General features: G+C 47.6%; 20 protein-coding genes. 1 reads left to right on the top strand and 19 read right to left on the bottom strand.

Annotated features, from left to right (window positions below):
• The first annotated feature begins 1 nt into the window (after nt 1).
• Nucleotides 2-1,090: a hypothetical protein gene (locus B5E65_RS02180; protein ID WP_087170144.1), complete on the top strand. Its 1,089-nt coding sequence runs from the start codon at nt 2-4 to the stop codon at nt 1,088-1,090.
• A 69-nt stretch (nt 1,091-1,159) separates the two neighbouring features.
• On the opposite strand, the gene B5E65_RS02175 is transcribed toward B5E65_RS02180, so the two are convergent.
• The 19 genes from B5E65_RS02175 to B5E65_RS02090 form a co-directional block, all read right to left on the bottom strand.
• Nucleotides 1,160-2,389 carry a tyrosine-type recombinase/integrase gene (locus tag B5E65_RS02175; RefSeq protein WP_087170143.1) on the bottom strand — a complete coding sequence of 410 codons (1,230 nt, stop codon included), beginning with the start codon at nt 2,387-2,389 and terminating at the stop codon, nt 1,160-1,162.
• Between the two features lie 56 nt (nt 2,390-2,445).
• A complete protein-coding gene (locus B5E65_RS02170) occupies nt 2,446-2,664 on the bottom strand; it encodes a helix-turn-helix domain-containing protein (protein ID WP_087170142.1) in 219 nt (72 codons plus the stop codon).
• Between the two features lie 69 nt (nt 2,665-2,733).
• The gene (mobP3, locus tag B5E65_RS02165) at nt 2,734-4,674 is read right to left on the bottom strand and encodes a MobP3 family relaxase (protein WP_087170141.1); all 1,941 of its coding nucleotides are present in this window, start codon (nt 4,672-4,674) and stop codon (nt 2,734-2,736) included.
• On the bottom strand, nt 4,662-5,096 hold the full coding sequence (locus B5E65_RS02160; RefSeq protein WP_087170140.1) for a hypothetical protein: 435 nt from the start codon (nt 5,094-5,096) through the stop codon (nt 4,662-4,664). The genes mobP3 and B5E65_RS02160 overlap by 13 nt, the downstream gene beginning before the upstream one ends.
• Nucleotides 5,097-5,275: 179 nt before the next feature.
• Nucleotides 5,276-5,845, bottom strand: a complete 570-nt coding sequence (locus tag B5E65_RS02155) for a helix-turn-helix domain-containing protein (RefSeq protein ID WP_242957459.1) — start codon at nt 5,843-5,845, stop codon at nt 5,276-5,278.
• A gap of 245 nt (nt 5,846-6,090) precedes the next feature.
• Nucleotides 6,091-6,792, bottom strand: a complete 702-nt coding sequence (locus tag B5E65_RS02150; RefSeq protein ID WP_087170139.1) for a hypothetical protein — start codon at nt 6,790-6,792, stop codon at nt 6,091-6,093.
• A gap of 174 nt (nt 6,793-6,966) precedes the next feature.
• Nucleotides 6,967-8,439, bottom strand: a complete 1,473-nt coding sequence (locus B5E65_RS02145) for an LlaJI family restriction endonuclease (protein ID WP_087170138.1) — start codon at nt 8,437-8,439, stop codon at nt 6,967-6,969.
• On the bottom strand, nt 8,436-10,685 hold the full coding sequence (locus B5E65_RS02140; RefSeq protein ID WP_242957458.1) for an AAA family ATPase: 2,250 nt from the start codon (nt 10,683-10,685) through the stop codon (nt 8,436-8,438). The genes B5E65_RS02145 and B5E65_RS02140 overlap by 4 nt, the downstream gene beginning before the upstream one ends.
• Nucleotides 10,686-10,699: 14 nt before the next feature.
• Nucleotides 10,700-11,611, bottom strand: coding sequence for a hypothetical protein (locus B5E65_RS15975; RefSeq protein WP_143402951.1), 912 nt, complete (start codon nt 11,609-11,611; stop codon nt 10,700-10,702).
• Nucleotides 11,601-12,650, bottom strand: a complete 1,050-nt coding sequence (locus B5E65_RS02135) for a DNA cytosine methyltransferase (protein WP_158098492.1) — start codon at nt 12,648-12,650, stop codon at nt 11,601-11,603. Before B5E65_RS02135 ends, B5E65_RS15975 begins: the two co-directional genes overlap by 11 nt.
• A 5-nt stretch (nt 12,651-12,655) precedes the next feature.
• Nucleotides 12,656-13,681, bottom strand: coding sequence for a DNA (cytosine-5-)-methyltransferase (dcm, locus tag B5E65_RS02130; protein ID WP_158098491.1), 1,026 nt, complete (start codon nt 13,679-13,681; stop codon nt 12,656-12,658).
• 49 nt (nt 13,682-13,730) lie between these two features.
• Entirely contained in the window at nt 13,731-13,946 is a 216-nt protein-coding gene (locus B5E65_RS02125) for a helix-turn-helix domain-containing protein (protein ID WP_087170135.1), read from the bottom strand.
• Between the two features lie 365 nt (nt 13,947-14,311).
• Nucleotides 14,312-14,626: a DUF6809 family protein gene (locus B5E65_RS02120; RefSeq protein ID WP_343286377.1), complete on the bottom strand. Its 315-nt coding sequence runs from the start codon at nt 14,624-14,626 to the stop codon at nt 14,312-14,314.
• Nucleotides 14,627-14,680: 54 nt separating this feature from the next.
• On the bottom strand, nt 14,681-15,649 hold the full coding sequence (locus B5E65_RS02115; RefSeq protein ID WP_087170133.1) for a tyrosine-type recombinase/integrase: 969 nt from the start codon (nt 15,647-15,649) through the stop codon (nt 14,681-14,683).
• Nucleotides 15,646-16,356, bottom strand: coding sequence for a tyrosine-type recombinase/integrase (locus B5E65_RS02110; RefSeq protein WP_087170132.1), 711 nt, complete (start codon nt 16,354-16,356; stop codon nt 15,646-15,648). Before B5E65_RS02110 ends, B5E65_RS02115 begins: the two co-directional genes overlap by 4 nt.
• A 122-nt stretch (nt 16,357-16,478) precedes the next feature.
• Entirely contained in the window at nt 16,479-19,787 is a 3,309-nt protein-coding gene (locus tag B5E65_RS02105) for an ATP-dependent DNA helicase (RefSeq protein ID WP_087170131.1), read from the bottom strand.
• 724 nt (nt 19,788-20,511) lie between these two features.
• Nucleotides 20,512-21,480, bottom strand: coding sequence for a hypothetical protein (locus B5E65_RS02100; RefSeq protein WP_087170130.1), 969 nt, complete (start codon nt 21,478-21,480; stop codon nt 20,512-20,514).
• 53 nt (nt 21,481-21,533) lie between these two features.
• The gene (locus B5E65_RS02095) at nt 21,534-23,441 is read right to left on the bottom strand and encodes a TOTE conflict system archaeo-eukaryotic primase domain-containing protein (RefSeq protein WP_158098490.1); all 1,908 of its coding nucleotides are present in this window, start codon (nt 23,439-23,441) and stop codon (nt 21,534-21,536) included.
• A 25-nt stretch (nt 23,442-23,466) separates the two neighbouring features.
• Nucleotides 23,467-24,771 carry an RNA-binding domain-containing protein gene (locus B5E65_RS02090; RefSeq protein WP_087170128.1) on the bottom strand — a complete coding sequence of 435 codons (1,305 nt, stop codon included), beginning with the start codon at nt 24,769-24,771 and terminating at the stop codon, nt 23,467-23,469.
• Nucleotides 24,772-25,456 lie beyond the last annotated feature (685 nt).

The raw sequence follows: 25,456 nt of genomic DNA, 5'->3' as shown, positions 1-25,456 counted from the left end.
TATGCCGAATAAACTCAAAGAGATTTTTTCTGATGATATGTTCAATATGAGTGGCACCCTGCATTTTAGAAACGGAGAGGCATATAAGAACTTCTTATCTGCTTTGGAAATTGTATACGCCGAAGGGCGTGTCGTTCCAGTCGAAGGTGTCACTTCAGTTTCTACAACAGTCGGACACCTGGGCACCAAATTCCCATTAGAAGAACAAACCAATATAACCCAATTCTTGGTTGGCCCAGCGGTAGAACCCGTGCCTATTACACTTGATGTAGACGGAAAAGAAAAAACTATAACGCTGTTGCGTAGCCGAACTAAAGATAAAGTAAGTTTGCGTTCCGAGCCTGATTCCATTGTTGCTTTTAATATTACATTCCTGCTTGGCGAAAATAAACATACTCTCAATTATAAGACGCAATTTGAGAAAGCGAAAAGTATTGGAGAAGTTGCTGACAGTTTTGGCATCGCCGCAGCACTCTTGGCGCATTTTTATAACCGCGAAGAAACTACCTCCTCTGAAAGTGCAAATATATCTATATCCGATATAAAAGAGTATTTCCGTCGTTACACATCTTTTTTTAAGCGTTTAAGCGCAATAGAGAGCAAACTTGCGATTTCAATTTCTCCAGATTTGTTGAAGGCTTTATCACTGGAAGAACAGCAGGATATTGATGAGCTTTATTTGCTCCTATGCGAGAAGAAAGTTGTTCGCTTGAGCGCCAAACTCACATCCATAAGTTCAACAGCTGTGACTATGAATAATGCGGAAGCATCTCTCAGTATTGGCGACAAGATAGCATTAACTTTCGTAGGTAGCATTGAGTTTAATTTCTTAAAGCAGTCCGTTACCCTTCACACTGCTAATCTGTTGATAAATGCGCTGGTGAAAGATATTCAAGAGTGTGATGACGGAACAGTAAAGGTTTTGTATGGTGATACTGATAGCAAACCCATGTATATTTCTTTTTCCGCATTTCAAACAAACGAAGAAGCAAAGCGAGAATCAGAAACCATATTGCAACACGAAGGAATCTATGTCAATGCCCTAACAAGCAATGCATATATTACTCAGTACTATGAAGAAAAGCATTAAGGTATCTATACACATCAACAAAGGCAGATGCCCAAGGGACAAATCCATGTCCCTTGGGCATCATCTGTTTTACCCTACCTTCTCGAACGGTATCACCTTACACCGGCTCTCCTCCGGCGGGTCAGGCGGTTCCGGTTCTGGTTTGGCCGTGGCCATCTCCATGAAGCCGCCGATCTTCTCCGCTGCACCTCTCTGCATATCGTTGGTGATATGCGTATAGGTATCGAGGGTGAACCCAGCGCTGAAGTGGCCCAGCATACTGGACAGTGTCTTCACATCCACGCCGCTGGAGAGGGCCATGGTGGCGAAAGTATGGCGCAGATCATGGAAGCGCACATGTTCCTCGATGCCGGCCTTTGCCAGCAGCTTCCGGTTGATCCTGGACACCGCGTCCGGACTCCAGTAGCCTCCAGTGCGGGGCGACGGGAACAGGATGGGATTGTCAGGGTGCTGTTCATGTTCCCGCACCAGCATATCCACCGCCTGCTGAGACAGTGCCACCTTGCGGACAGAGTTCTTGGTTTTCGGCTCCGTTACTACCAGCTCCCCGTCGATCCGAGTGACCTGCTTGCTCACCGATAATATCCGGTCTTTTACATTCAGGTCATCCCACTGGAGTGCCAGCAGCTCTCCACGCCGCAGGCCGCTGGATAACTCCAGGAAAAACATGGGCAGGACACCGTACTTCTCAGCTTCGCTGAGATACACCCCCAGCTTCTCTGGCGGGATAATGGTCATCTCCTTGTGCTCTTTGGGCGGGATGCGGCAGTTGTCGCAGGGGTTGTACGGAATGATCCGCTCCTTGACCGCCTGCTTCAGCGCCGCAGCCAGCACCATGTGGATGCGGCGTACCGTGCTTCCGGACAATTCCGTGTTGGTCTGCTTCTCGAAGCGCTGCACCCGCCCTTTGGTTTTGGAATCGTTGTACATCTTCTGGATCTGGATGGCGGTGAGCCGCTTGAGCTTTACTCCTCCGATGGCCGGTACGATGTGGTTCTCGATGACATTCTCGTAGGTCTTGGCGGTGTTGGGGCGGATCACAGGTTTGCTGTAGGTTTCAAACCACAGCCTGCACCACTCCGCCACGGTATAGTCCTCGTTGTGATTGACCGGGATACCCCGGTTATCCCGGATGGCCTTTGCCAGCTTCTCCTTGCATTCGGCCTGCGTCCTGGCAGATACGCTTTTCTGAATGGCTCGGCCGGTACTGGGATCGATGCCCTGGGTGTATCTGCCCTCCCAGCGGCCGTTGGGCTTCTTTCGAATGCTGCCCTCGCCATTTGCTCGTTTCTTTGCCATTGATCATCCCTCCTTTGGCAACACAAACAAATACCACAGAATCTCGGAAATAGCTACTAAAATATTTCCGTCTTTTTGGCCGCCTGCTCCTCAATCCACGCCATGAGCTTGTCCCGGGGGACGATGATCCGGCTACCCAGGGTGATGGTGGGGAAGTCCTTCCGGTGGGCCACCTCGTAGGCGTGAGCCAACCCAATACCCAGCACATCGGCCACATCCTGTACGGTCAGCATCAGGGGGAGTTCATTGAAAGAGTTATACTTGGATCGTTTCATTGGATTCCTTTCTACCCTTCCCTCGGAAGGGATTTTATTCCTTGTTTTGCGGCCCATTTTCTGCGCCGCTCACATGGTCATTTCGGACTGCTGCTCCTCATGGTCGTCCGGCTTGTGGCCCTGGGCGATTTTCTTCTCCCGCAGCTTTCTGAGCCGCTTGCGGTCGATCTGGATGCCGCCTGGGCGGGACTTGGGGATGGAGTTATCCTGGAACACCCGGCTCATGTGGTAGAGCAGCCGCGTCACCGCCAGCATCACATCGGGCGGGCGCTGTTCCTCCCTGTGATCCAGAAGGTACCGGGCGTATTCGTTTCCCTGCTCCGCCGACCGGGTCAGCCAGAGGATTGCCTGCTCCTCATCCTGGGGCACTTCCTTTCCCATGAGGTACAGCTTGCCCAGCAGATACTGGGCATAGGGGTTCCCGCCCTCGGCGGAACGGGTGAACCACTCCACCGCGCCCGCCGTATCCTGTTCCATGATTTCGCCACGGAGCAGCTCCTTGCCCAGGCGGTACATGGCCCAGCTGTTTCCGCCTGCCGCGGCGGTGCGCAGCCAGTCCATGCCCCGCGCGGTGTCCCGCACCTCCAGATTGGCGGAGAGGTACAACTTGGCGAGGGCATACTGCGCCGCCGGATGACCCTGCCGGGCGGCCTGTTCGAACCAATACCGGGCTTCCTCTCCGTTGGGGATCAGCAGAGGGCCGTCCCGCCAGAGCTTACCCAGCAGGTATTGAGAGTATCGGTCGCCGCCCTTGGCCAGCTTTTCCAGCTCCGATACCGCGCCGCTCCGCTCCTCCAGTGTCAGCTCTTCATTTCGAATGACCTCCCGCAGCGTCCAGTAGGCATAGGGCGCATTTTGAAACTGCTCCGGCTCGTCCCGCTGGCCCATGTCCTGGTCCTCGAAGGTGATTTGGCCCAGCCGCAGCCGCTCCGCTTCCCGAATGACGGCATTTTTGATCTGCCGAAACTCTTTCTCCTTGGACAGCGGGCGCCGCTCCCGGGGCTTATCATGGTAGTAGCTGTCCACCTTTCCCTGGAGCAAAAGCCACTGGTCATAGCACTGGCGCACCATAGAAAGCCGCTCCATCTGGTCCACGATCTCGTCCACCAGCTGCTTGAGCCGCTTGGGAAGGTAGCTGTAGGACTTCTTTCCCTTGACTGTCCCAAGCCCCGCCGCCAGCTCCTGCATGAGCTGCTCAGCCTCCGGGTGGTCGCACAGGCCATCCCGCATCGCCTGCACCAGCTCCAGCATGGCCCGCCGCGCCTGCCGCACCAGCTCGTCCCGGGACTCCGACTTCTGCTCGTAGAGGTGGAGCATCTCGTCCCGAAAGATGTCGTTGGTCAGCCTGGATTTAATCTGACGGATGCCCTCTTTGGATAGGTAGGCCTGTCCGGGTTTGACCGACCAGGCCATCATGTGGACGTGCGGATGCTCCCCCTCATCGTGGAAGGCCGCGTACCAACGGAAGTCTGCGGGCGGTATTTTCATCGCCGCCGCGATCTCGTTGCGGTGGGCGCGGATGAGATTTCTCCACGCCGCGGCGTTGTCGAAGCCCAGACGCGCCGCGTCCTCCCGCTTGAGAGAGATAATGTGCGCCCACACATTGCCGGTGTACTGCTCCAGTTCCTCCATCGCCTTTTCCAGCGATACGCCGTCGCTGTCGCCGAACAGCCCGTGGGAACCGAGGCGCTCCGCCCGGGGCCGGGTGGCAATGTACTTCATATACTGCTCCGACTGATGGAGCGCACCCCAGTTGGATTCCAGCGCCAGGCTGATGAAGGCAGAGGCTGTAGCCTTGGTGGGCTTGGTCTGGTAGTCCCCATACTCGTAGAGGGTTTTGGTGTCCGGGAAGTCTTTCACCAGCTTTGCGATGAGCTGCTCCTGCTTGCGTGTGGGCGGACGGTCATCCGGAAGAATTTCTACCCGCTCCCGGGTTGCGATGTAGCGGAGGTACCCGGCAGCGCCGCCTGTGCTTTTGATGTAGGGACTTTTCAGAATCAGTCTTGCCATTCGTCATCATCCCAGTCCGGCTCCCCGGCGGAGCGTGCACGCTTCTCAAGAGAGATGAGTCCGTTGGTGGCTCTCACATTCCGAACGCTCACCGCTCGTCTGCGCTTCAGATCATCCCGGTCTACCTCCACCGCATCCGCGATGATCCCGATGAGAAGATCCAGCTCCACCTCTCTGGTGAACTCCCGCCTGGCGATGTGATCCTCCAGCCGACCCAGTCTGCCGTCCAGCGTAGCCTGGAGCACCGTGGGCAGCAGAGATTGGTTGTCCTGAGTTTCCAGATAGTCCACATAGAAGTTGATGGCCTTTTCCACAAACTCGTTTTTGCTTCGGCAGTTGTCGGCAGCGTACCACTGCTCCAGTCTCCGGCTGGTTTCCGGCTTCATCCGCAGCGGGAAACGCTCTTTGGTTTCATTGCTCATTCAATTCCTCCTTTTTTCTATCAGACATCTGTGAAAAGCCTGCAATATGGGGCTTTGGGAGAAAGCTGACGCCAACGGCATCTTTTCTGCCTGTCAAAGACGCCATCTTTCGTCCCCCCGAAACTGCCCGCACTGCGGGCAGAAGTGGCCGACCGGGCGGCGCTTGCGACGCCAGGTCTTTATCCTGCTTTTTCTTTCGTCCCCGGAAGTGCCTCCGCAGGCACTCCCTGAAGCTCCCCAGAACGTGGCCTAAATCTGCTCTCCGAGCCCGAGGGGGTATCCAGCCCCGCAGGCTCGCCCAAAGGCGCACACAGGGCGTTCTGGGGGCTTCTGCGGGAGGATTCCGCCAGACGCTCCGCCGCCCTCTGACGGGCGGCATCCTCCTCCAGCTGCCGGAACTGCCGCTCATAGAACGATTCCATCGCCGCCTGGATGGGGCGGATGGTGTAGAGCAGGTTTCCGTTGAGCGGCCGGCCGTCCTTGCTCCGCACCATCGTCGGCTCGGTGCGGATGAGATCTTTCTCCTCCAGGCTGCGCACATACTTGCTGACCGTGTTTTCGCACATTCCCAGCGCCTTGCCGATGGTCTTGTAGCTGGGCCAGCACTGATAGGTTTCTCTGTTCTCGATGCTCAGCAGATAGCAGTAGATCGAGATTTCCGGGTGACTGAGACCGATGTGAAACACTTCGTTGGGAACCAGAAAATAGTTTTTGTTGGGATCGCGTTTGGGCCACTGCCGGAACTTCATACAGCACCTCCTGTCCTTTCTTTGTTTGCAGTACGAACATCATTAGCCACACATACACTTGCTCACTCAGACATGGGCATCACCTCACCGAAGAGCAGTTCTGTATTCTCGATTGACCGTTCCTCAAAATTCATTTTGAAAATGCCCCCTCACTACTTAGCCGAACCATATAGCGGGCTGACATAAAATTGACAGAAAAAGAGCGCCTGCCATTCAGCAGACGCTCTCATCTCGATGTAAGTGTATCAAGTTGTTTTGGGCCGCAGGCGACAAGTTCCGTCCGCTTCATCCCGCTCTTTCAGCAGCTGCGCCAGCGCGGTGAGCAGCTTCTTTTGCAGATAGTCCACGCTGCCGCGGTTCAGCTGATGGGCTTCCGCGTACTTGCGGATGGACAGACCGTCCACGAACCGCTCTTGAAAGTACGCCTGGTGATCCTGCAGCACCGTCTTCAGCGCGTTGTCCAGAAACTGTATGTCCTCTTTCAGTTTAGCAAAGTCACTTCGGGTGATGGCGGCATACCGCTTCTCATTCATGCAGAGACGATACTTGGCCGAATCGAAACGGTAGCTCTCACAGAGCTCTTTGGCGTATGCGAGGTAGGTGGGCGCAGATTGATAGACGCGGGAGTCGTACTCGGCATCCCGCTCCGTGCTCTTTTTGCGGATCGGCCCGCGCATACCATCCTCAGCAAGATTGGAGATGACTGCTTCGGTGATTTTCATATTGGTGACCCGCTTGTACCTGGCCTTCCGCTCACCGTTCACCTCCACGAATGCGCAAAAGGATTTCTTGCTCATTGTGAAGTACTGCGGAACTTCAGAAAAAGAATAGGAGCGCAGGATGACCGTCTCCTCACCGGTTTCAGCATCCTCAGCAGCCGTGACCAGATAAATTAGCTTGCCGTCATACCGCCGGTAGTACCCTGCCCGGATTTTTCTGTCTGCCATCTGGTCACCTCACATTTCCGCATACGCTTTTGGCTGCTGTGTGCAGAGTGGTAATTGCGATTTTCGCAACGACCACACGATCGTGTTTCGGAAGATGAATCTGTGTTTAGGGCAAAATTACACAAGTAAGATGAGCTTCTCCATTATTTTATGCCCAATGCGATGTTCTTCACTTTAGAGATTAAGTATACAAATATCCATCTTTGCATTGTCAATATAATGGCGGTACATTGTTTCTGCAGGCAAAAGGCGCACCTGAATATCCTGTAGCCCCAACTTGCTCAGCATAGCCAGGGATACAGTACCTTTTTCGATTATCTCCTTCGACGCAGTCGGCATAAGGAAGCAGTTCCTTACTGTGCTGATTTGATGGGCCTCCACAAAAGGTCTGAATGCCAACTGGTACAGATACTGCTTGGTAATGGATTCAATACCAGGCTGACCACGCAGCTTTTTGTTATGTTCCAATTGAATGTTGTAGTACTTGGCATCAAAAATGATAAACTGATACTCTCCATCAATCTTCACGATGGAAACAAGATCTGGGATTAGAGTATCCTCGGCCTGCTTCACAAAGCACTCACCAGTTGATGTTGTTCCGGACCACTGCGGTTTATCAATCAAATCAATAAGTTTCTTATGCCGCAAATCGCGATATTGTGTGGCCAACGGTACAGGAAGCCGCAGACCACCGATTGGCTTCTGTAGCTGGTTATCCATTACTTCTGCGCAAACTTTTTCCCATACCAGGTTGAAACTGTTTGTGCCAAACATGCTGAAGCAATCGAGATCATCCAGTGCGCTGCTGTTGGCTATATAAGCATACAGCGTTTTCAGCAGAAGCTGCTTGCGTGTGTTGAACTGGACATTGAGTTCCTTGACAATACGCTCCAGTACATACTCTTTATCACCGAAGTCCTCAATACTCTCATCAGATATATCGGCACCCATAATATCGAATAAATCCAACAGGTCGGCATCTCTTAATTCCTCTGTACAACGCGTGAGGATACATTCGTGAAGGCGCTTGAAAAAATCAAAATCGTCATTCACCCGCTTCATGGTTAGTAATTCCGGGTAATACGGACGATTGTTGCTAAGGAGGGTGAAAGTTTCGTTGATGGTTCTATCCCAGAGAATTTCACCAGTTCCGTTGGATTCAATAATATCCTGTGTGTTGGTATAAGCACCATACTCGAAATAATCCTGAAGGAGGAACAACATAACAGCCAGCATATTAAATGCGCTGCTGTCACTCGTATCGTTGTACATACGAATGATTTGTTCCTTGGAATTGTACTTTTCAAGAACTTTTAGCACTTGTTTCAGTTCTGCTTTGGGGGCCGTGGCATCGAGCAAATATTTTGGATAGCATTTCAGCACACGGCCCTCAATGGTAATAACCCCCACAAAAGTGAATACATACAGATATTCGTTTTCACCGACTTCGACATCAGCAATTTCGATGTCCTCGTCCAACAGATCTGTGAGATCCTTCTGTGTGTCATTCGCTTTTACAGCCTTCAGCACACCATATTCTTTCAGACGTTTCAGAATGCGAACAGTCTTTTCCTCGGAACAATGAAACTCTTTAACCAGGTCTTCCTGTGTATAGCGTTTTTGTTCTCGTAAAAATACCGAAATCATTCCCCATCATCCTCTGGAACATTATCAATAAATTGGCTGCTGATTCCTTCACAGAAGATATACACGCCCTTGGCATCAAATTCTCTGCAAATCTTGGAATACTGGTTCTTCGCCTTCTCATCACAGCCGCCAAACAATGTAATACGCTTCTGTTTTGCAGCATCATCGAACAGATACATAATGACCTTGTTTTTGAAAATGCGAGTAAACACTGTGGGGTCAATCATTTCGCTTTCCGGCAGATTTTTCTTGGAAATGAAATATGGCCCCATCAGCTTATCCTCATTGACTTTGTAAGTGAGAAGTTCATTGTTGATGGCTTTGCGGAGTACATTCCATTCCACAATACGGCGATATTCTCCCTCTCCGAGGATGACCTTTTTGCCAACAATTCCGGCTTCGCTGTCATCGATACCCAGATAGGTGAAGTCCCATCTACGCTTGAATGCAGTATCCATCGGGAATACACCCTGGTCAGCACTGTTCATAGTAGCCCAGATAAACATGTTATCCGGGATGCGAATTTCAGAGTAATCGTCGGGATTGCCGCCGAGCTCTCCCGCCAGATACCTTTTGATGTCCTCGGACGCCTGAATCGGATACTCACTGACCTCGTCATCACCACGATCAAGCAGTTGGAACACATCACCGAACACAGCCGCAACATTGGCACGGTTGATCTCCTCTATTACCAGCAGGAAGGGCTTGGGTGCATCGGTCCTGCCGTTCTTAATCGCTTTCACATAGGTGCGCATAAAGGGCCCCGGCACATAAGAATAGGTGATAGCATCCTTACCATCGCTATCCTTGCAAGGAACAGGTTTATATGTACCGACAAAATTAGCATAGGAATAGTCTGGGTGGAAGGTCACTCGCTCGTACTCGCCGCCATCCGCAAGCAGGGCATCCTTTTCACAGTTGAGTTTAAAACTTTTACCGGTACCAGGGGCACCAAATATAATGCGATTTCTCTCAAATGAAGACTGATATCCCGTTTGAAATATAATCGGAATAAACATATTATCTATGTTTACAGATTTACCGGAATTTTGGAATTCGTAATACTTTTTATACAAAAACAGGAGATTCTCTGGCTTTTTTATCTCATAACAACTCGTCAAGTATCCTTCATCCTCCGGGAGTCTATCCGATTCATCAAACGGAGAATGCCAAATACCAGATTTTTGATGTGCCATATCTTCAGTCGCATTATAGAAGTATGGAGATAGGCCATCAACAAAAGCTATCAGTTGAGCACCATCCATCACAGTCATCACTGAAGATGCCGATGTTTCATAAAATGCTTTTAGTTCTCCTGCTTTTCGTGATGCTGTTTTTTTGTCGTTTTGGTAGTAATGTAATAATAAAGCTTCTGCTACTTTATCTCTGTCAAGAGTACCATTTTTAATAAAATTGAGCAGATCTCCAATTTCTCTCCAGCCAATTGCAACAATACCTTCTTCACGCCATTTCTCAGCATAATGTTTAGACTCATCAGATGACCCTAACCTGTAAAAATGACGGATCTCTCCAAACATCGCATAACAAATATCTTGAAAGTCAGGCGACATATAGCTTGTCCTCTTTTTTATAAGGGCAAGCTGTCCATTCATTCCATAGTATTTTTCACTTGGATTTATTCCAAATCCAAACAAAATATGCTTCAGCCAGTCTGCCACATACCATCCAATAAATTTGTCTGGAAAAATCATGTGAAAATACTTCTGTACCCATGCGTAAGAAGCAAATTTCCCCATCAGTGCGTTCAAATCATCATCCAGCTTTTCATAATCCTCTACAGAATCAAGTGTCTTGGATTGAATCATCTCACAAGCATTTACAAGATTGTCACGGATTGTCTTACCCAGCTGCAATGCATCTTCCGTGGAAAGAATTTGTGGTGACTTTGGTGCACCTGTAGTCCACTTTCCATCTTCTTGTCGCTGAAAAAGGCCAAATTTAAAAGATGATCCACCCGAAATACTCCCAAATGTTCTCTTGAGTTTTGGATTAAACTCAAGATGATAGCAAAGGCTATCATTATTGCCATCAGCTGTCAAGAAAATATAGCTCAGAAGGTCATCATCGCTTAAAGACTTTAAAACTTCCGGGGAAAACTTTTCTTTGAATTCGTTAAGCAAACTAATAATTTCATCTTTGGATGTGTCGAACTTGACTGCGTGTGAATTAGGATATTCTATTACCAAGTTTGCAGCCTGTTGGTATATCAAGGATTCTCCTTGCACAACTTAATCCTCCTTTATTTGCTTTCTTTAAGGATATATTCAACATTATTGTCATAGTTTCCGTAAAAATTGAACCAATCTTGCTTATAATCGCTCTTTTTGTACTCCCAGAAAGAAGACGGATCAGAAAGACGGTTACATACATAATCCACTGCTTTTCTTTCTTTTATAGAATATGTAGATAATGCTATCGTATTTCCGTCACCACTAACATTAAAAAGCAGCGTTTGTGAAAGCAGTTTCATCCAATCAGCCATATTTCTTCTGGCCCTTGTTAACATCTGGAGTTGTTGACCATCATGCCGAGACTCTATGATGCTTTCAGTGCAGGACAAATAGTCTGACATGATTGTACACCGTACTGCGTAGCGTTGCATTTCGTCCAGAGATAGTACTGGCAACTCACCACTTTCCCACAGTTTATATAAAATCTTCCATATCAGGACTGCTGGTCTCAATTGTATATTGTAATGTGCCTGTAGTTCTGTAAAAGACTCATAGTTAAAATTTTCGCCATAGCTTTTCACCAAAGATGGGCTTAGTTGAGACTTATGCCCATTTGGATACTGATACCTCAATAGTTGCAAAGTGATTAATTCCGAGTAAGAAAGGCTATCGTTCAAATAGGCCATTGCTATGGGCGTAAATGTAAGCACTTTACTTATCCTGGTAGAATATATGAGTCCAAATTCGCTCAAAATCTGCTGGTAGTCTCTCCAGGCGTCAACTTGATTGCTATCTGACCGAACATTGGCTGTAAGGATTCCGTTATTAACGAGATATCCATTTATTTTCTCCGCATTTACAGTTTCGCCTTTGCAAAGAAGACAAGCATTTAGCAGGCCATCAAACACTTTGGCTTTAAGAACACCAGCATGTTGGGTAATCGGCCATGACAGACCTGCATACGGAATATTAGGATACATTTTGATCCTCCAACACTTTTCTAATCACCGATAATATTTCATACGCTAATAAAGGTGGGACAGCATTTCCTACCTGGCGATATTGTTCTGTTCTTGAGCCAGAAAATACATACCAATCAGGAAAACTTTGTAGGCGAGCAGTTTCTCTTACGGTCAATGCTCGGGGCTCATATGGATGAATAAACGGTCTTGCACCTCCTGCAGAAGATCCTATCATCACTGTGCCTGACGGCATATCTGGCCTAAGTTTATCCGAGTAGGAGCCTCGATCTCTTCCGCCTTGAGGTACGGCTTCAAATCGTTTTCTAACCGCGTCTGTGTGAACTCTTATTACTTGATTTGGCAAACCATCTACATTTTCTAATGCATATTTACTCGGCATTTTATCAGGGAGTCGATCATATAATGGTCCAGTTGGGTTTACAGGGAAAGAGAAAGATTTGCATGATATGTCAGGTCTAAACCCGACAATAAAAATCCGTTCCCTCTCTTGTGGTATGCCAAAGTCAGCTGCATTTAGTTTTGTTCTGTATAATTGATATCCTGTTTCGCTTTTAATAAACTCCAAAAGATTACTAAAATCCTCTCCGTGGTTTACAGTCATCAATCCTGGAACATTTTCAAACAAAAACACTTTTGGTTTTAAGCCGGAAATAAGTTCAAAATACTTTATCGTCAGTCTACCTCTTGGATCATCCAGAGATTTCCTTTTTCCCATAATGCTAAAGGCCTGGCAAGGAGGTCCGGCAATAATCAGATCAATATCCTGATTCATTTTAGCCAAATCTCTGATCTTTGCAGCAGTTAAATCTATTGCATCGTCATTATATACAGAGACATGGGGGAGATTAGCTTTTATTGTTTGTGTATAGGCTGGAACAATGTCACTCACCAAAAGGGTCTTGAATCCAGCAAAATGTGCGCCAAGGTCAAGACCTCCACCTCCGCTGAATAGGCTAATACAGTTATATTTATACTCAACTTCTTGACTAAAAGAATTCAGCCGCTGAAGATATATGTTCGTTTTCTTTTGATTCAAAATAGTCAATCCTCCTGATAACCAATCGCTTCCATAATGTTTCTGAAAATAGATTCAATAACAGGTGGACAAACAGCATTGGCTAATTGCTTAGCGGCATCAGTTCGACAAACCGCAGTAAAATCATAAGTATCAGGAAATCCCATTACTCTTTTCAGCTCGTTAACACTTAGATGCCGACGTTCTTTTGAAAGAATCGGAATATGTGCACCTCCACCTGAGTTCAAAACAGTAAGGGTAGGCAAGGGACTATCAATTGATAATGCTCTTACACCACTGGATCTCACTTGGAAAACGCAATCACTAAGATCGCAATTAGCTGCAACGCGTTCCAATACCTTTCTCGTTCGCGGAACCTCAAACGACATCTCCTCTATTGTCTTGATTCCAAGATAATAGTCAATGTACTCATTCCATCTTTCGGTGACAGGAATGGAGCGATCACCACGAATAATAAACGGTCGAAAAGATGTTTTTTCTGTTCTTTTCTCCGTAAATTTAACTAAACGTTCTCCATAGGTATCTTTGCGCAATCCCACGATATAGATACGTGAACGACTTTGAGGAATTCCAAAGTATGTACTATCCAATATGACAGAAGATACAGTGTATCCCGCATTCACCAGCTTTTCGGTAATAATTCTAAATGTTCTGCCTTTATCATGCCTTACTAAATTTGGAACATTCTCCAAAAAAACTATTTGTGGTTTTTTTACCTCTATCACGGATAGCAGCTTGAAAAAGACCGTTCCTCGCGAATCTTTGAATCCAAGTTCTTTCCCCGCAGATGAGAATGGCTGGCATGGAAAACCAGCGCACAACATATCAAAATCAGGCAAAGTATATGGATTAATCTCAAAAATATCTTTTGAATCAAAGCCAACCCCGAAGTTCTTCTTATATGTTTTTTCACAATTGTCATCGATTTCGTTTGCATAGACCGACTCAGTCTTGACATCTGAAGCCTCTATTCCAAGCCTGAAACCTCCAACCCCTGTACAGAACTCCGCATATCGAATTGGTTTTAACATTGGTTTACATCCTCTCGTGAAATCTCTGTTCATCTTTTGCTAATTCTAATTAATCGTCATCTTTCTCTTTCACCAGCTCGATGATATCGCAGAAATCGCAATCCAGAACCTTACAGATTTTGGTAAGAATCTCCGTGCTGACGTGCTCGTTCTTACCCAGCTTAGCGAGAGCAGTGGTCGACATACCTGTGGCCAAGCGCAAATCCTTCTTTTTCATGTTCTTATCAATCAGAAGCTTCCACAGTTTATTATAGCAAACGGTCATAACAAACACCTCTTGCACTGAGTTTATACTAACTCAAAATTATTCCTCAATTGAAAAACTAAGTTCCAGCCGTGGGACACTAAATAATTTTATCAAAAGAAGCTCCATTTGTCTATCGAAAATCTGATTTTTAGATTTGTAATTTTATTTTTGGATACATACTCTCGAATTAGAATTATCAAAAATAGCTGTAGAGGCCCTCCAGTAATGCTAATATAGTTCTTTTGTCAATATACCATATTCTATAGTTCCATTAATGCCGTCAATTTTGGAGTCACCGTTTCTTATATTTTCAACCTGATTAGAACGCTGATGTTTTATCTGACCAAGACCAAGCACACGATTCTTATGCTATGGGGATTGATCTATTTATCTCTTTTATCTACCAAATGAGCGCCCGACCTCCTGGTCCGACAGGAGAATGAGCGCTCGTTTTCGTCGTTGTGTAATTCTGCCGAGAGCCTCCACGCCAGCTCAAATCCGGCGATAAAGCTGTCGAGGGAGGTCTGTTCTCTGATAGAGTCCTGGGCGTCAATGATCCTCAGCACCAGCTTGCGCTCCGGTTTTTCCAAAGTCGCGATCAACGCTTTGTGGCACTCCTCCACTTCGTTCTCCTGCTCGTCCAGCTCCGGGCAGATATAAAAGTGATCATACAGCTCTTTGAGCAGTTTGTTTTCCATCGTCGTCATCTCCTTGCGGCCCAAACATATACCACACTTTCCACGCAATAGCTATCAAAATTTCAGGAGGTTGCCCAGAATGTCTGCCGCTTGCCGCAGTTCCTCCTGAGATGCTTCGTTGGGGTTGTTTTCGCTTTTGGCGGCTGGGCAGGTCAGATAGGGAGCGTAGTTCTGTCGCGTCATGGATGTTCGGAAATGGCCCAGCATCTGCGATACCTCTTTGGTGTCCATCCCATTTTGCAGCGCGAGGACGGCGCAGGTGTGCCGGAGATCTGCGAAGCGGATGTGGTCCAGCCCTGCCTCCTTGACAATTTCATTGTGCATCCGGCGCACCATCTGGGGTGAGTAGGGTCTCTGTGTGGCCGGGTGCATGAACATGAGCGGGCTGCTGGGGTGCCTGGCGTGTTCCACGTCCAGGAGCTCGACAACCTCTTGGGTCAGGCAGACGGTCCTGGTGCCACCTTCATACTCCACCAGCTCCCGCCGCTCCACCGACCGGCTCTCCGAGATGGTCAGCGTCCACATCTTAACATCCAAGTCGCTCCATTTCAGTGCGATCAACTCTCCTTGCCGGAGCCCCGCCGTCAGTGCCAGCAGAAACATGGGGAGGTGGCCTAACCGATCCGCCACGTCCAGATAGTCCTCCACCTCTGCCGGCGTCAGCACATTGGCACTGACCTTCTTGGGCTTCGGATAATGAAACGCACGGGCGGGGTTTTCCGCTATCAGTCCGTCCTGGATCGCTTGTTCCAGGCATTGCTGGAGCAGTCGGTGGATGTGCCGCATGGTGTGTTCGCCCAGTCCTGGGTATTCGGGACTCTCCGGGCGATGACCGCCAAAGTGTTTTCGCTCCTCCAGAAAATCTCCAACCTGTTCCGCAGTCAATTCCTCCAGCGGTATATTCCCCAAGCCGGGGAGGATATGGTTTTTGAAGAGATAACCGTGGGCTGCATAGGTGGTTGGCCTGCTTTGGTTCTTGTCATAGGCCTCCCGCCAGTGGAGGATATACTCTCTCAGCGTCATATCCCCACCTCCATGCATTGGCGCTGCAGGTTCCGGAAGGCCACCCACGGCAGGCCGGCCTGTTTCAGTATTCGCTTGTGCAGGTAGTAGAGCTCGTGAAGCTGATACGGCGCTCGGGTCTTGGGGTTGAGGAACACATAGCAGCCGGTTTCCGGTATCTGTTCCAGAAGATGCTCCGCCTTGCGGTTGAGGGCCAGCAGGCGCCGTCCCTTGAGGATATACCGGCAGCGGATATGAAAATCGGCCCACGACAAGGTGATGAGTTCACATTGCCGCAGGCCGCTGGAGAGTCCTGTGTAGATGAGAGGGAGTGCGCCAAGCTTCTCTGCTGCATTCAGGTATCGCTGGATCTGCCCCAGGCGCAAGGGAGCAGTCTTATATTCCTCTGCCTTCGGTTCATGGCAGAGCCGCACCGGATTATAGGGAATACGCTGGTCACGGGCCGCTTCATCCATACAGCGCCGCAGGAGCAGATGGACGCACCAGATGCTTCTGGCGCTGAGTCCCTGGTTCCGCAGACCGTCATAGAAACTGGTGACGGTGTCTTCTGACAACTCCGCCAGCGGAATGCTACCGATTCCGGGGTAGATGTGGCGGTAGATCAGGTTGCGGTATCCGCCCACGGTGCTACCGCTCCATCTGCTCTGATTCTCACAAAACCAGCGGCCGCACCACTGGCCCACGGTGCAACTGTTTCCTTTCTGCATATCGTCGTCTCCTTTCGGCAACCGAACAATACCACAGAAAAGGAGAAATAGCTACTGCTTTCTTCAGTCTATTTCAGCGCAGTAGTGAGACCAGCTGCAATCCGCATAGCATTATAACAATGTCACCCTTCTGCCAATTTTGACTTCACAATTTCCAAACTTTTTTTCTTCATCTCATTTATCGCAAATCCCTTTACAACCTCTTGCATCGTTTCGGAACTCCAGTAAATCTTCAAATTTGTCTTAGCTCGAGTAATTGCCGTATAGAAGACACCATGAGTTATTTTTTCGGCATTATTGCTTGGAATAATCACCTTAACCGAGTCATATTCCAGACCTTGCGCTTTGTGAATCGAAACAGCGTAGGCAAGTTGGAACGGGACAACAGATTTGAGCCGCAAGTCTTCATTCTCTTCCTTTAGTCTCTCATCGTATTCATATACTTCAAAACGAATCCGCGTGCCATTTTCTACAGTCTCTACAAACTCAATGCCATCTCTCCTACATGCTACTTCAGTTAATGGAATATCAACATCAACAGTAAATGAAATAGAGTTTGAAGACCTTTCGATATTAACGATGCGTCCTTTCAAATTGTTGTATAGAAGATCAAATCTTTTTGAGTCATTAAAGAGAATGGGATCGCCGATTTTGTAAGTCCATTCGGCCCAAGAAACAGCCGCACTTTTGGTATTTGCAGCTTGAAAATAATTGTTCATATTATTTAGCCCAAACTTTCCATCGTAATTCAGGCAAAGAATGACCTCATCCTCATATTCTCTTTTAAAGACATTGGGGCCAATATCTTCGGAATATGGTCCATTGATAACCAGTTTTTCGGTTATCATATCTGATCTGGTTCGAACTTCATTCCATAGGCTAATAAGAGCTTGATCCTGAGTTCTCCAAGTACTCAACAGTTCAACATTGGACCCCTGAGTTTTGATAATATCTTTTGCATAGAAAAACCAGTTTCCAAACTCAATAGATTCAATCTGATGAATATCTCCAGCCAACACCAGAAAACTATCAGGGCTCATCCTGTTCAAAAATCTCTCCATGGTTCGGTTGTCAATAGTACTACATTCATCCATGAATATGATATCGTAGTCTGGGAGATTTACTTGTTTGGTGAAACTGTCTATGCTGATAAAATCAGAATCTGTTCCTGGATTATCAATACGTCTCTTCAAATTTTGAAGTGCTGTGTGCGTTTTAGTTAAGAAAAGTTTACGTTGATTTGACATCAAGTTTGAAATATAATTGATCAACGTTGTCTTTCCTGTCCCTGCCGCTCCATAAATCAGGAGAAGCCGAGAATTAACAAACACATCTTGGATGGCCTGCTTCTTTAAATCGTCAGCAAAATCCAAGGGACTTTCTCGGAGAAATTTTTGGTTATACTCTCGCTGTCCTTTATTTCCGTTGTTGGAGAATTCCAGCAGTCTCCTCAATATGAACAAGGTTGTTCGTTCGTAAGATTGGATGCATGCAAAGCCATCAGAAAGAATAATTTGATACCCTTGACTCCGTTCCCACGAGTCTAACTGATCATTATATTTTTGTATCTCTGCTACACTGGATTCGGAAGTGGTTTCAAAATAAATTTCTCCAGTTTGCTTGATCGCGTTTCGAATGGATAAATATGGGCGAACCACATCAATCTTTTCGATACCGGCAACACTAATAAGTTTTTTGACTTGGTTACCCGCACTCGTTTTACTTCCTGTCAAATTGGAAATAAACGGATTTCTTTCGAAGGGATAGCAACTACTTGGGAGGTACAGTTTAGCAGAAAGCATTTTATGGGTGAATTGCGTCGGCATTACACTCTCCAAAGTTTCTTCCCGAAGATTCAAAAGCAAATATCTTACAACATTGCGGCCAAACTCATTTGAAGCTTTAGAATAGTGCTCCCTGAGAGTGAGGAGAACCTCCTTGTACACTGATGTGTTTGTGGTTCTATAAATAGAGTCGATAACCCTCAAAAATTCAACTTCCTGAAAATCAATCAAATCAAGGAAGCTAAGACCTGTTCGAGTAAGAAAGCGCATTAATTCCTCGTACTCTCCATACTGAGAAGATATGCGAGTTGGAATCTTTAGCACTTTCCCCAGCTTATTCAGACACACGGGATCTATGGACACACGCCAATTAGTAATAACTTTAATTGAAGAGTCAATTCCCCACAAATTCATTGGGGCGTCTACATAGCCGACCTGAACAGAGTAGCTTGTGGAGATATTTTCTTTTGAGTATGCTGTGATTCGATTATATTTCGAAGCGTATGCACCAGCCAACTGAAGTGTGACTTCATAATAACGCTCTCGCCCAATAAAAAACGGGATCTTTTTCTGGACATAATACCTTGATGTACGCAGAGCACACCGGGTAGAGCCAACCGTGTTTATCGCTATTGCTACCATCTCATAATATTGCTGGTCAATTTGGTCAATATGGAGTGGAAATTTTTCCAGATTACCTAAAATATTTATTCCGTATTTTTCACCCAATGATTTTCTTATTTGCCACAAAAAATCATAATACTTCAGCATCAAACGTTCTGATTGACCTTCATCTGGGACGCGTTTACCAATGTACTGCAGTCCTCTGAGGAATATACCAAGGTACTTGGTTTCAATAGTCAACATGGAACGTTCCCATGCTAACGGAAGCGTTGGGGTATCAATTCCATCAGCTATGGCGTTGAGCAGAAGAGCAGCTGTGCACAGATCATCGAGTCTTTTGAGAATTCTTCTCGACACGCCATCACGAGTATCATTGAAAATATCGAGCCTATCAATACTTTCCATGATTTCTGTATCGCACGCTGAAATTATTTTCTCAACATCGTGGCGGGTATAGCTCTTGCTATCCAGCTGATTTACAAATGAGTGATGATTTGCAATGTATTCCAGTTTTTCACAAAACGCAGCAACGCTTTCATCTGTATTCAGAATTTCCTCGTCAGCAGAAAAGGCGATGGTCATACTATCATTATCAAAATTAATCGAATTCAGGAAATCTACGGACATATACTTCCAAAACACTCGCTGGGTGCCACGCTGATCTGGATTAAGCACAACAAACAGTATCCCAGGATCTAAGGAGACATGATCACATATATAAGCAGGAAAAGCCAAACTTTTTAGCGAATATTTAACAATACCATCTTTTTCACTATACAAATGGGTTCCTTTAATTTGAACAATGAAGTTCTGCGTTGGGCGTCTGGACACATTTGGGTTTGAAACAAACTCAAATGTACCATCATGATTTGGCCAAGTATCGTTTGCCTCAAAAGAAGTATTAATTCGCCCTCCAGGATTTAAAAATGCTCCCAAAAGTGCGATGGCAGAACGGTCCTCAACAGAACGTTCAGAATGTGTTTTAATGTGCCGTTTAACCTTTTCCCTTACCTGCTCAATCATCGCTTACTCCTCCGGGCGCATCAAATAGTCATCTTATAAACCGCACTTTGCGATTCTTATGCAATGATTATAACTCTTGGCCCATAGGCAGTCAACGAAGCGTCTATCAGCATTAAGGTACAATATGGTTTTTGGGGCCCTTCGCTTATATTCTCCATCTATATGACCCAAAATCTAAACTTTGATGCTTTTTGATTTCTTTTGGTAGCTGTCGTTGTTGAAATGGCATGCTTTTTTGTCAAACATCTGCAGCCTCAGACCCGGAGTGGCACTGAATCTGCAGGATAATACGATAGAATTTCTCGTATCAAGGTGTGCTCCAGCTTTATTCTTTGTTTATGCGGCGCATTTCCTGCGCCCCCTCTGTGGCGATTCAGCCTGTCTTTTCTGCTCACCCCGGACGGAACTTCTTTTAATATACAGAATCCAATCCCACACCCATCCCAAAAGGAGAAAGTTTTGCTTGAAACACGCAGGGCAAAAGAGTGTCAAAGATAAACTGCCGGAGCAGAGGAAAGGGCCAAAGAGGGCGGCAGAGTGCCGTTTGAAAGTTCCGACACACATTTGGGACCGCATTCCCAGACATTCGAACCCCACACGCCGGACCAAACACTGCCAAACAGAGCGAAAGAGCATCAAACATCAGCAAAAAGCAGCGGATTATCTCTACCCTTTTTCTCCATTTCTTGCAATCCCAAATGCGGAAACATCCCGAAGACGCCCACTACATAGAAACATCTTCCATGACAAGCTGCTCGCTTTCTGTATGACCGGAAAGTGACAGAAATTCACCGGCAATATCCGGATTTTTGAACCGAAGTACATCCGTATCTTTTCTGCCAAAAGCAAGAAAATCCACGCCGCCATACCACACAACACTTTCATCCACAACAGCATACCGCTGATTCAGTTCTTTGTGCGTATGGACCACGGTACCTGTCTGCCTCATCATCTCAATCGCTTCACATACACTTTCTTGATTCGCGAGTTTCCCGCTCTCTGCCGTTCTGGTATGGATCGCAATTTCGACACCGGAAGCAACCGCCTTCTGCAAAGAGGGAAGCAATTTCACGATTCTTCCTTTTTGCAGATAAGGACTGACAATAACCACGCTGCGGGCAGCATCATCCAAGTCCTGCTCAAAGGGAAGCATAGATGAGTGTCCATCATAAATCACACTGACAAACTGATCCGCTGCACCGAATTTGACCTGATATCCCAGCTCCGCATAGCCTTTCATGCGTTTATGATACATCCGCTCCAGGGTAGGAACATGGATATCCACATAATCGTAGATACGAACTTCCTGCTTTCCTTCATAATTTCTGTGGAGGCGTCCGGCATACTGTGCCAATGTGCCTTTCCACGATATGGGCATCGCCAGGAGCAGGGTGTCCAACCGCGGGGCGTCAAAGCCCTCTCCGATATACTTTCCGGTCGCAACGACCACCACATCCTTATCGTCAGGCACATTCTGCAATGCCGTCAGCTTTTCACGTTTATCCTTTTGCTTGTCACTGCCAATGAGCAGGAAAACATGCTTTACCTGGTCCGACAGATGACCGGCAAGCAGTGCAGCGTGTTCTTTCCGCTCCGTCAGCAGAATTGGTGTACGCCCCTCCTGTATCAACTTCAAAGTGTCTGACACCAACAGTTCGTTCCGGTTGTGATTTTCAATCACACCGGCGTACATATCCTGAATCCCGTTGGCATCCGGCAGTCTTAGGCGTGTAAATCTGGGAATTACTATGTGGGAGAATCTTCGCTTTCCGCCTGACTTTTGGCATCCACCAAATACCGGACGGGGCCGCACTGCATAAAGATGATGGGATGATGACCGTCCTTGCGAACAGGTGTGGCAGACAATCCGTAAACATATTTGGCTTCCACTGCTTTCAGAACGGTTTCGAAGGTGAATGCGGCCACATGATGGCACTCATCCACAATGACCATTCCGTACTCTGCCACAAAAGACTTTACGGACTTTTCTCCTCCCTCAAGCAGGGACTGCATGGTGGCAATATCGACGATTCCACTGCGGGTATTCTTTCCGCTGCCAATTTGGCCAATGAGGTGCTGTTTTTTCTTCCTGCCTCGCTTTTTGGGCGGTTCCGGCAGGACGTCATGGATATTCAGAAATTGTTCCAGCGAGGATTTCCACTGTTCCAGCAACGCGCTGGACTGCACCAATACCAAGGTATTGACTTTACGCTGTCCAATCAGATAGGAGCCAATTACGGTTTTCCCGAACGCAGTCGTTGCGGACAGAACACCCGTGTCTGCATCCAGCAGCGCTCGGGCGGCAGGTTCCTGTTCTGGGCGCAGCACCCCATTAAATTTCACATCAATGGAATGTCCCGGTGATCTGTGATCTTCCAGAACGACAGGGACTTCATATTGATCCAATAACCCCAGAATCTCATCCATACAACCACGGGGAAGGCCGATGTATTCCTCATCCTCATAGCCGCAGTCCAGAACGCGAGGAACGCCATAAACGGAAATACGCATGGCTTGCTTGGAGCGAAATTCCGGATTTGGAAACGCCGCAAGTCTCTTGAGCGTATTCAACGCCCCTTGAGAGAAACCCTTTTTCTCAACGTAAATCAAATTGGAATGATGCAGGCGTACCTGCAGCGGAAAATCTCTGCGCGTCAGTTTTGTCTTGGTTCGCTTGCGTTTCCAGGGCAGTTGCTTCTCCTCGGCATCTGCCAATTCTCCCATGTCGCCATGATGACATAGCTTTCTTAAGGCTTCTTCTAACTGTTCCGGCGTGATTTTCGGCAGGGAGGACAGAAATGCCCACTGATCGGGATAAGGCTCAAAGCGATCATCCACAAACAGTGAATTTCCGTCTTTCTGCGCCTGTCCTTGAAATGGCAGGGCAATCAAATTCCCAAAACCGCCCTTCGGCACAATATCCTGAGACGGGAACAACCGGTCATAGGACGAAAAGGATAGCTCATGCCGGCACGACATGGTCCCAGTCAGCAAACCGGTCCCCAAGCGCCTGGCATCGGCGGCTGAAACAGGCTCCGAAAAGAAAAACCAGACATGGGCGCCGTTTCCGGAACGGGAGCGTTCCACTGCCGGTACCAATCCCGCTTCTTTGCAGGATTTGCAAAATGCAGTCACATCAAGCTTCCAGTTTTCTTCATCAAAATCCGCAGCCAACAGCCAGGTCTTGTTGTCCTCCAGCATCGGATAGATTGCCGCCACATCTCTGCACAAAGAATCACGGCCAATCAAATGTGCTTTGACCACATCGGCTGTGAGCGGCCGAAACTCACGGTTGGGGCACTCTGCGCACTTGTATTTCTTTTTATCGCACAGGCTATGCACCCATTCATTTTTACAGACTGGGGTGTAACCGTTTTTCCCGGTGGTGGTGCTGTGATACCGGCGTGCATATACATCTTCCCGCCCTTTGAAAACAGACAGGAAATACTCGATTTTCTCCTGTGAGGAGCTGTGTGCGTGAACCGGGGCAGACTGCACATCCGTTAGCGCACAGCTGCGCCACAGCGGCTCGGAGCATACTGCCCTTTTGCCGTTTTCATCTTCACAGAGAAGCAGCGCCCGCCCTCCATCCAGAGACGGGACGATTTCAAGAAGCGCATACTCCCGGCCACTGATAATCGCTTTTCGATTCATACACAGCCCCCCTCCACACCAGCAGTTACTTCCGTCTATACTTTGTTTTCCTGCCGTTTCCATCCTGATAAATCAGGCCCTCGGCGACCATGCGTTTCAGAATCCGGTTGGCTGTGGCCTGGCTTACCTCCAGCAGCTGGTCCACATCACTGCGCACGATATGACCATTGGAACCAATGAAATCCAAGATCCGTTTCTCTTCACTTTTGAGCGTACCAACCGGTGTCTGTGTATGATTTGTGCCGGCGTTCCTGTTTGGCAGCGTGATTTTGAATGCGTTGCTCGATACCTCGATTTTTGGCTTCAATTCCGTCTCCGTGTAGGCTCTCATGATTTTAGGCATACCCGTGCCGTATGCCTCAATCAGCTGCAGACGATAAAATATAGCTGCCAGCTTGGGGTTTCGGCAAACCGAGAGTCCCAGCATGATGTCGTCCAGTGCAATGCCGGAGGGCAGTCCACCCACAGAGACAAATTCGATTCTGTCGGCATATACACTGACCAGGGTGCTTGCACGGAAGGAATAGTCTCTATGTACCAGCGAGTTCAGCAGCGCTTCCCGCAGCGCATCTTCCGGATAATCCCGTGTGTCGATTCGGTATAGACCATCAAATGTTGCTTTTGTCTGGTTGCGCAGATCCAGATAACTGTACAGTTCCTCCATTTGCCGAAACAGCGAACCGCCAAATTCTCTTCTGTCCTGAAAGCTTCCTTTATCTTCCCCAGAGAAGGTTGCCGCCTTGATGGTGCTGGGACACTGATCGGACAGGAGAAGCGCCACATTGGAGTAGATACCATCCGCAGAAATCATTCCAAGGGTCTGCATTTTTGCAGTATCAAATGGGATGTTCTGCTTTTCAAATTGCTTCTCTGCCGCTTCAAAGCTGAGATTCTGTTCCAGTGAACGCATGGATTCGAAGTTGTCCCCATCAGTTTCCTTGATCATTCTTCGGATCGCAGTATCCGTAGCCGGGTCAGAAGATGTGCCGTTTCTGACATAGACCCCACTGGGTTTCAACCCCTTACTGCCCAGATAATAGGGCCGGTCGGTCCCTTTTTGAATGGTCACAGCAATGATATCCTTGTCGCCGACATGTTGGGTTTCGTAGCCCACAAACATGGTCACATCAGGCTTGATGGAATCTCGAATCATATTGTTCAGCTGCAAAATGACTTGGTCGGCGTTTTTGACTCCCACAACACTTCCATCGTCGCTGACACCAATATACAGCGTACCGCCTTTTGTGTTGGCAAAGGCAATGACTTCTTTGCAGATATCTCCCACGACCTCTGCTTTCAGTTCAACAACTTCACTCTCAACAAATGCCATACACAGTACCTCCTTTTCTTAGTTGTCATTATAATCATTCTTGTCATTCTTGTCAAAACACATTCATTTGATAAGAAAATTATTCCGTGTTATAAAAGCCCGCAGCCCAGGGTATTTCTTTGTTTATGCGGCGCATTTCCTGCGCCTCTGCTCTGAGATGATTCGTCCTGTTATTGCCCTCCTCAAACTGGGCGGAACATCTTTTAATACACAGAATCCAATCCCACACAAATCCCAAAAGACGAAAGAATTCCTTGAAACAAGCAGGGCAGAAGAGTTTTAAAGAGGAACTGGCGGAGCATAGGAAAGCGTTAAACAGGGTACAAAAGCTCTATTTGAAAGGACGGACATATTTTTGGGAGCAGGAGGCCCGGGGTTCGAGTCCCCGCACTCCGACCACCTTTCTTAGAAAAACCGCCTAAACAGGCGGTTTTTCTGCGTTTTTGGTTTGTTTTTTGCGGTTTTGATGATTGCTGTTTTGCGGTGGTTTTAGGGGCGGAAAAGCGGCGGGAGCATGAGCAAGGATAGCAACTGAAACCGCTAAATCCCTAACCCATCCCTAACTGGTGAGACTGCTGTTTTCTCGCTGCGGATACGACAAATTCTTGAGTTTTCCAGTCTTATCCTTTATAATAATTCTACAGTGAGCCTTTGTGCCACCAAGGCAGCCGTGTGGGTGTATTCC

This window comes from Gemmiger sp. An120 (assembly GCF_002160955.1).
GTDB classification, from domain to species: Bacteria; Bacillota; Clostridia; order Oscillospirales; family Ruminococcaceae; genus Gemmiger_A; species Gemmiger_A avium.
This window is presented reverse-complemented; position numbering and strand designations above follow the sequence as displayed.